At 59.0% G+C, this 8,293-nt stretch carries 9 protein-coding genes; 2 read left to right on the forward strand and 7 right to left on the reverse strand.

From position 1 onward, the window contains the following. Positions 1-47 precede the first annotated feature (47 nt). Positions 48-1,016 (reverse strand): YgfZ/GcvT domain-containing protein, encoded by a 969-nt coding sequence (locus NW837_RS01575; protein WP_414328968.1) that lies wholly within the window; start codon positions 1,014-1,016, stop codon positions 48-50. A 94-nt stretch (positions 1,017-1,110) separates the two neighbouring features. Here NW837_RS01575 and NW837_RS01580 point away from each other — a divergent pair, with 94 nt between their 5' ends. Beyond that, complete coding sequence (locus NW837_RS01580) at positions 1,111-2,646, forward strand: hypothetical protein (protein WP_414328970.1); 1,536 nt, start codon at positions 1,111-1,113, stop codon at positions 2,644-2,646. Between the two features lie 301 nt (positions 2,647-2,947). After that, the gene (locus NW837_RS01585) at positions 2,948-3,142 is read left to right on the forward strand and encodes a hypothetical protein (protein WP_011434196.1); all 195 of its coding nucleotides are present in this window, start codon (positions 2,948-2,950) and stop codon (positions 3,140-3,142) included. Here NW837_RS01585 and NW837_RS01590 read toward each other — a convergent pair. The 6 genes from NW837_RS01590 to NW837_RS01615 form a co-directional block, all read right to left on the reverse strand. After that, positions 3,139-4,071, reverse strand: a complete 933-nt coding sequence (locus NW837_RS01590) for an AEC family transporter (protein WP_414328971.1) — start codon at positions 4,069-4,071, stop codon at positions 3,139-3,141. The two genes, NW837_RS01585 and NW837_RS01590, sit on opposite strands and share 4 nt — an antisense overlap. Before the next feature lie 26 nt (positions 4,072-4,097). Further along, positions 4,098-5,357: a 4-hydroxy-3-methylbut-2-enyl diphosphate reductase gene (locus tag NW837_RS01595; protein WP_414328973.1), complete on the reverse strand. Its 1,260-nt coding sequence runs from the start codon at positions 5,355-5,357 to the stop codon at positions 4,098-4,100. A gap of 197 nt (positions 5,358-5,554) precedes the next feature. Further along, positions 5,555-5,830, reverse strand: coding sequence for a lipopolysaccharide assembly protein LapA domain-containing protein (locus tag NW837_RS01600; protein WP_414328974.1), 276 nt, complete (start codon positions 5,828-5,830; stop codon positions 5,555-5,557). A 52-nt stretch (positions 5,831-5,882) separates the two neighbouring features. Then, a complete protein-coding gene (locus NW837_RS01605; protein ID WP_414328976.1) occupies positions 5,883-6,329 on the reverse strand; it encodes a pentapeptide repeat-containing protein in 447 nt (148 codons plus the stop codon). An 89-nt stretch (positions 6,330-6,418) separates the two neighbouring features. Then, entirely contained in the window at positions 6,419-7,705 is a 1,287-nt protein-coding gene (locus tag NW837_RS01610; protein WP_414328978.1) for an RNA-guided endonuclease InsQ/TnpB family protein, read from the reverse strand. A gap of 79 nt (positions 7,706-7,784) precedes the next feature. After that, positions 7,785-8,293 (reverse strand): PPC domain-containing DNA-binding protein (locus NW837_RS01615; protein ID WP_414328979.1); only part of this gene is annotated, 509 nt, incomplete at its 5' end.

Genomic DNA, 8,293 nt, shown 5'->3' on the forward strand with positions numbered 1-8,293 from the left:
CGCTTCTCCCTCTAGAAAAGAGAGGAGAGAGGTCTGCAAAAACAACCTCAGACAATAGGCGGAAAGCTCAAAAACGGCATTCGGGTCAGGACTCCCGGCGCTGAGCCGACTTCAACTTCCAGCCCCTCGGCAGGATTGAATTTGGTGCGCACGTATCCCAATCCCAGGTACCCTTGCGAAGTCAAGCCCGCGCTGGTCAGTAAACCAATCTTTTCCCCCTGCCGCAAAATCTCTGTGCCAGGACGAGCTTCTCCTTGAAGGCGGATCCCCCACAGGGTTTGCCGAATGCGCTTGTAGGTCACTTGCTTGGCCAAGACTTCCTGGCCAACGTAGCAACCTTTGCCAAGGGAAATAGCCTGCCACAGGCCGGCTTCCAGAGGGTTGTAGTCTGAGGTCAGCTCTTGGTCGGCGGCAGGTCGACCCGCTTCTAGGCGGAGGACTTCCCACAGCTCAGGTGGGGCCAGCTTGGCTCCGGCTTGGAGCAAGCATTCTTCAAGAGCGACTTTCTGGTCAATGGTGCCCCAGAGGGTAAACCCCGGCTGGGCAAGACCCGTGCCACAAGCCAGATGGACAGGGATCCCCTGGATCTCCACGGCGCAGTGCTCATTGAGCCTGGTCGGAATCTCTTCTGAGCTCACCACTTGCTCCAGGAGAGCCTGACTCTGGGGGCCGAGCAACCCAAAACCAAAGGTCTGGTCCGTCTCATCTTTCAACTCTGCTCCCCGCACCAAAGGCAGCATGCGCCCCAAACTCTGCATCAGCAGGCTGCGCCGCTGGGGTGAAGTCCAGATCCAGCAGTCTTCTTCTCCCACGTACACCGTGGCCAGATCCAGGATGCCGGCGGTGGGGGTCACGAAAACCGTGTCGGCCCCCTGCCCTGGCTTGAGGGCCTTCAGATTTTGGGTGCTTCGGTTGTGCAGATAGTCCAAGCCTGGGGATCCCTTCATGCGCAAACGGCCCCACCCGGAGCGATCCAGAAGCAGGGATCCCGTGGAAACAGCAGCTAGAAGAGACATCGCTCACCCCAGAGATGGGCTTTGGTTTTCTTCTCTACCCTAGAATAGGCTAGTTCACCCTACCGTCTGTGGCAGACCCCCGGCGTACTGAACCGTGATTGAGGTTGAAGTCCACCAACAGTTGCGGCAGCTTTTGCGGCAGTCTCCCGAAGCCCTGTGGCCCCACCAGTTGACGATGGCTCGCATGGTGGCGCGAGGGTTGCGGTTGGGTCGCAGCACCTTGATCCAGGTGCCTGCTGGGGGTCAGCACCGCCTCAGTTATCTGCTGCCGGCCCTGATGTGGCCCAACCCCACCTTGCTCTGCGCTACAGCTCCTGTGCAGGCGCAAATTTTGGGGGAAGAGATCCCCTGGCTACAGCACACCCTGCAGTTGCATAAGCCCGTCCTGCAAAAAGACCGTTGGCCGGATCCCGATTTCCAGGGGTTGCTGTTGGTGGATCCCCTGGATTGGCTGCAAGCTCGCCTGAGAAAGGGATCCCCGGAAGTGCCAACAGGGATCCCTTTGATCCTGGATGGAGCCGAAGACCTGGAAGATTGGGCCTACCAGGCGCTAACGGTGACCCTGGAAGCCAGCCATTGGCAACAGCTCCGGCAAATCTTCCCTGCCGAGGCGGAGCAGCTCTCCCAGGTTCAGGTCAATTTGTCCCTGCAGCTTTTGCGGCGGCCTCTTTCCCGCTGTCTGCTTCATGCGGATGAACAGGTTCACCTGGATGCTGTGCTGTCTTTGGTGACAGGCTACCCCGGCTGGCTGCCGGATCCCTGGGATCAAATCCGCCGGCGGCTCAGCTCTGAGGGGGATCCCGTCTCCAAATGGATTTGGTGGGCCGAAACCGACCGAGAAACCGGTCGCCTCACCCTTCACCACAGCCCGGCGGCTCTGCAGGATTGGTTGGCCCCCATTTGGGCCACACAGCCGGTGGTGATTATCGGGGAAGCGCTGGATCTGGATCGCCAGGCGGAAACCTACCGGCGACGGTTGGGCTTGCCGGATCTGACGCCGTTGCGGTTTGCCTCAGGCGAGGGTTGGCCACGTTCTGGCGGGGCGGAGCTTTCCCTTTACTTGCCGCGCCTCCCCCTGCCCAACAGCCCTCTATTTCAGGATCACCTGCTGCAAGAGCTGAAAAACTTGATCCCTCAGGCGCAGGGCTTCGTGGTGGTGTTGGTGTCGGATCAACCTCTGCAGGCACAGGTGGGGGCGGCTTTGGCTGCCGAATTCGGCTCACGGGTGCGGGTAAACAGCCCGTTCCCCGGCGAAAAGGGCATTTTGGTCTGCGACTGGCCCTACTGGCTACACCACAAGGCCGGCTTGCCTCGCCCTGAGCTGATGGTGATCGCCACTTTGCCCTTCCCTTCTGTGGAAGACCCAAGGGTGGCCGGACGGGTGCAATATCTGCAACGCACCCAGCAGGACTGGTTTCGTCAGTACCTTTTGCCGGTGGCCGCTGCCCAGTTGCAACGGGCTGTTGCGCCTCTGCGGCAAGGCTCTGATTCGGGAGAAGATTCCAGCTCATCCACCCGATGGGTGGCCATTTTGGATAGCCGCATCATTGCCCGCAGCTACGGCGTCTCTCTTCTCAATGCCTTGGGGCCAACTTTGCGGGTCGAGCAGCGCAGCCAATTGTTCGTTTAGGGATCCCTGGGCCTCTTGCTCGAGTTGATGGGATGTATGGTCATTTTAAACAGGAATGAAACATTTCTGTCCAGCTCCTCTCTCCCTCTGGGAGAAGGTCTGGGGGTGGCCGCGGAAGCAGCGCGGAACGCCTGGGGAGTGTCTCAATCTAGTTTGGAATGACTATATTGAGGATTTTTTGGCTTGAGCGACTGAGAGAAGGCTTGCTCAGCATAGAGGGGAGATTTGTATCCTAGAGAGCCAAAGTCAACTGGGATCCAAGCTATTCTGAGGGTGAATCACTCCTACTCACCTTCTTCTCATGATCAGTCCTGCTCTCAGCTCCGATACAGCACTGCGCACGCAAGCAGTTTGGAAGCCATTGCGGCAGGCCATTGTGGAAAGCTCGGGTTTTCGGGGATGGCTCCAGGGCCGGGAGTTGCCCACTCAGGAAGCAGAGCTGGATCAACTGGTGCATAGCTACCTCGAGCAAACCTTGTCTCACCTGGCCTATTAGGATCCCCAGAGTCCCAGCCAGAGGGGCAAGGTCAGCAAGGCGGCTAAGTAGCCCACGGCCAAGGCAGTTACGGTAATTTCCCGATCCAAGTCGTATTCTTCCGTGAGCACCAGGGTGGCGATGGCGGGGGGCATACCGCTCTGCAGGACCAGCACCAGCTTGGCCAGAGGCGGGTAGGGGGTGAAGGCAAGGCCGATTCCCACCAAGAGCGGCACAATCACAATTTTGATCAAGAGGGCCACTCCGGCGGCAAGAAAGGATCCCCAGCGCTTCACCTGGGCCAATCGCATCCCCAGGATCATCAAACTGAGCGGGATCATGCTCCAGGCAAAAGCCGCCAACCCTTGAGAGAGCCAACCCGGCAGGGGTTCGCGGGTCAGCAGTAGGCCCATAGCAAAAGACCAGAGGGCAGGGGTGCGCAAAATGTGGAGGCCCACCTGCCAAGGTTGGGCATGGGAACTGCCGTGGCGGCTGGCCACCCACACGCCAAACCCGTAGGCCATGAACAGAGTGCCCAGCAGATCATAGAACAGGGCCCAGCCAAAGTAAGCCCTTCCGGCCACAGCCAGACAGATGGGATAGCCCAAATACCCGGTGTTCCCCAGGGTGGCGGTTAGGTGAAAGCTGCCCTGCTGGGCACTGCTCCAACAGTTGTGGCGCTGCCACCACAGCCAAGCGCTGGTCAAGGCAAACCCCAGCCCCACCGACAGCCAGCAGATCAGGGGAGCAACCCAGATTTGACCCGACAGATCCACTCCCTGCATAAACCCAACAATGCTGAGGGGCACTCCCACCCAAAACATGAATCGCCCCAAGGCGTGGGGATCCAGCCAACGATTCCAGCCGCCGGGCAGCCCCTTCTGGAGAGCAAACCCCAGCAGCGTCCAGCCCAGCAAGGGAGGATAAACCTGAAAAAGGGTGTTGAGCACGCTCAAGAGGGAGAGGGAAGGGATCCCTAGGCAGGGATCCGCCGGGGTTCTTCACGTAGAGCGAAGATGCGTTGAATCACCTCTTCAACAACGCGGTCTGGGGTAGAGGCACCGGAGGTAATGCCGATTTGCACCGGCCCATCGGGTAGCCACCCTTCGGTAACCGTCGGGTCTTGGTGAAGAGGCTTGTGACGGATGCGGTTGTTGGGTTGGATGCAGTCGGGGCCATCGATGTGGAAGGAAGGCAAGCCCTTGGCCAGGGCAATTTCCTGCAGGTGGGTGGTATTCGAGGAATTAAACCCCCCGATCACCACCACGACATCCAAAGGTTGCTCGAGCAGCTCGAACATGGCATCCTGCCGCTCTTGGGTGGCATTGCAGATGGTGTTAAAGCTCATGAAGTGGTTGTCTAACTCCTGGGGGCCATATTTGCGCAGCATGGTGGTCTCAAAGAGCTTAGCAATGGCGCGGGTCTCCCCCTCTAGCATGGTGGTTTGGTTGGCGATGCCGATCCGCTCCAGATCGCGATCCGGATCAAAACCGGGGGAAGTGGCCTTGCCGAAGCGCCGCCGAAATTCTGCCGCATCTCCGCCCTGCAAAATGTAGCGGGCGACCCATTCCGCTTCTTCCAGGTTCAGCACCACCAGGTACTTTTCGGCAAAGGAGCTGGTGGCTACGGTTTCTTCGTGGTTGTACTTGCCGTGGATGACAGAGGTAAATTGGGCCGCGCGGTGCTTGTCCACTTGGTTCCACACGCGGGAAACCCAGGGGCAGGTGGTATCGACAATCTCATTGCCCTGCGACCGAAAAAACGCCATTTCCGATGCACTTGCCCCAAAAGCAGGCCAGATCACCACATCTTGGGGCCGGATCTGAGAGAAGTCCTTCTTGCCGTCTGGGCCTTTCTCCACAAAGCGGATCCCCATCTCCTTCAGGTGCTGGTTTACCAGAGGGTTGTGGATGATCTCGTTGGTGATCCACAGTTGCCGATCCGGAAAGCGTCGCCGCGCTTCATAAGCATATTCCACCGCCCGTTCCACGCCCCAGCAAAAGCCAAAGGCCCTGGCCAGGTGAATGGTGATGTCACCCCGCTGATAGCGGTAAGCCTGGGCGCGGATTTGCTCCACAAGGGGGCTTTTGTAGGTGGTTTGCAGCTCCAGTTGAGCCTGATCCTTGTGTTCTTCAAACCCCTTGGCAAAGTAGGTGCTGGATCCGCGCAGGGCTTTGCGCAGGGCCCGTGGGTCTTGGGGAGAGCTATCCGGGGAAGTGGGTTGGGAATGAGGCATGGTTAAGGTTGGAGATACGCACTGATCAAGCAGACGGCGAAGGGATCCTTTCTCAGCTTACGCCCAGTCTCAGTCGGCGAGCTATTTCGGCACGCTTTCCTCAGGGCCACCGACAAAATCGTCCAGCAAGTCAACGGCGGGAGCGAAGCCGTTGAGCCAAAGCCAGAAAGCAGGGGGATCCCTTTGGCAATTGTGCGTTATTGGGGCGGTTGATCCTGCATTTCCAGTTGGCGCACCCGCTCTTGTAATTGGCGGGCGGTGGCAGAAAAGCTGCGCCCAGGCCAGAGGAGAGAGCCCAGCCCCACCGTCAACAGGCCCAAGCCGACGGCCACGGCGATGAGAAATCCCAAAGGCAGCTCCACCGAGCGCCACATCAAGAAGTGTACGGTCAGGGTGGTGGGGTTTTGTCCGGCCAGGACTGCCACTCCCAAAGCCAGCAGCAGTGTCAAGACCAAGTTGAACAGCAGCAACATCAGGGATCCCGTCGCAACAGTTCCATTCTGCCTTGTCTGCTGGGGGGGTGGCTCAAGCCCGCACACTCCCGTCGGGTAGGGTGGCTCCGCTGAGGTCAGCGCCGGTTAGCACTGCTCCGCCGATTTTTGCCCCGCTTAGATCGGATCCCTGCAGTTGTGCACGGGTTAGCTTGGCTTCCCAAAGGTAGGCACCGTGCAAGTTGGCTTCCCGCAAGTCGGCAAAGCTGAGATCCGCGCCGATCAAGTTGGCTTCCCAAAGATTGGCCCCGCGGAGGTTGGCCCCCATCAAGTTGGCCGAGCTGAGATCGGCGCCGCGCAAATCGGCTTCCTGCAGGTTAATGCCACTCAGCTTGCCAAAGGAGAGGTTGGCCCCTCTCAGATTCACCCCTTGCAAGTTGGAGCGCACCAAGTCCACCCCCACCAGGTTGGATTCTTGAAAGTTGCGCTCGCCAGAGGCATATTCTGTCAGCAGCTCGTCAGCAGTTGTCACTCGGGGCATGGCCGGATACTGCCATCCGTGCGTTAAGCTTAACAATTTCTGGCTGCTCAACGGGGTACTGATGACCGCTCCGAAAGACCTACGAAACGCTAACAAACACTTCCAGAGTGTTCAGTGCCTGTCGCGTCTCTGCTTTCTTCCTGCTTCCACGACTCGTGACTGGTAGTAAGCTTCAGGCTTACCACCCCGCCAGAGGAATCTCCACAGGCGTCTCTTTCCCCAGAGCTTGGGGTAGTTGAGCGCTTTAAGTAGCACTCAAAATACCACCGCACCAGGTTCAGCGCTGCATTGCGGTCGCGGTCTATCCCCAGACCACAACACGGGCAGCGAAATACCCGCTCGCTGAGTGGCATCTTCTGTTTGTGGCCACACCGTGAACACAGTTGGCTGGACGGATAAAACTTATCCGCCACCACCACCTGACAGCCGTAGAGCCGGGCCTTGTACTCTAGCTGTCGCCGTTCGCGATAGCGGGACGGAGTCCTCAACTCGTAGAACCCACAGTCTGACAGGGATCCCGCCAGTTTGCGGTTCTTGAGCAGGTTCCTCACCTGCAAGTCCTCTATCACCACCACTCGGTATCTCTTGGCCAGGTAAGTCGTCAGCTTGTGCAGATTGTCTTGCCGATCGCGTAAGCGGGACGGAGTCCTTATGTCTGCCACCCGCTTGTGAGCTTTGCCCAACTGCACCACCGCCTTCTTGCGGTTGGCAGAGCCTTTCTGCTTACGGCTCAGCCGCCGTTGCAGCCTGACCAAACGCCGCTGGGCCTTGCGGTAGGGCTTGGGATTGGGAAACACTTCCCCGCCGGAGCAGGTGGCCAGGTGATGGATACCCAAATCCACTCCCACCACCTCTCCGGTCTTCTCCACCTGGGGTGTTGGAGCTTCGTACTTGAAGGAGATGTACCAATGTCCGGCTCTCAAGCTAACAACCACGTTCTTGGGTGTGGTCACCGGGAGCAGCTCTGCACAGCGCAGCCAACCGAAGATAGGTACCTTGATGCGGTTGCCAGAAGTGCGAATACTCCCTTCCAGGTAAAAGCTGTCTCGCACTCCCTTGCGTTTGAAGCGGGGAAACTTCCCCAACCCACCCCGCCAGCGCTTAAGGGCTTGCTCCAAGTTGCGTAATGCCTGCTGAGGGGCGCATTTGGAGACCTGGTAGTACCAGCGATGTTCTTTCTTCACCTCGGCCACTAGGCGCTTGTGCAGGTCAATGGCGGTGGGAAGTTTTTGCTGGTTCTCCAGGGCTTGCCGACAGACTTCTAAGCCCCAGTTATAGGCGTGGCGGGCTACCCCAGCGTGTTGGGCGGCTAGAGTTGTTTGCTTGCGGTTAAGTAATGAGTTGCGTCCGAAAACCCAGTAACATGCCCGCCACACCGCAAAGCGTCCATGAGTTCCGTGAAGCTTTCGGCTTGGCGCTCACAAGCCCCCTTTAGCTTTAGGTAACTCATGTTGACTACTGTAAGCTTTTCGGCCTGCTGTTGTCAGCCTCTGGTTTTGTCTGCTGGTTTTGCTGGGGTTGGGGGGGTGGGGACGGCCAGCAGGGATCCCCTGCCACGGGTTGGATGTGCAACTCCAGGTAGCCGGTGGCCGGATCCGGTTGACGGGAGAAGCGGTACTCCGGGCTATCGGCGAGGACAATTTCGGCGGTGGTGTAGATGAGGCAGCCGGGGCGCAGGTGTCCCCCCCAGGTTTGGCCTCGGGCATCGGCAACGGTGAGATGGAGATGGACTCCGTCAGGGCACAGGGATCCACTCAGGGCCAGGATCTCCAGGCGTTCCGACAACAGGTGATCCCCCGTTTGGTCGGCCAGGCGCAGGGTGGCTTGGCTAAGGCTGCCGACGGCGCTGAGGACAAACCCCGCTTGCAAGGGCTGCTGCCGGGCCACTCGCTCCAGTTCCTGCTTGAGATCTTGGCCGGGGAAAAGGCGCAAGGGATAAATCTTGAGGGATCCCGGTGGCATGG

The organism is Synechococcus sp. R6-10 (assembly GCF_047461815.1).
Classification (GTDB): domain Bacteria; phylum Cyanobacteriota; class Cyanobacteriia; order Thermostichales; family Thermostichaceae; genus Thermostichus.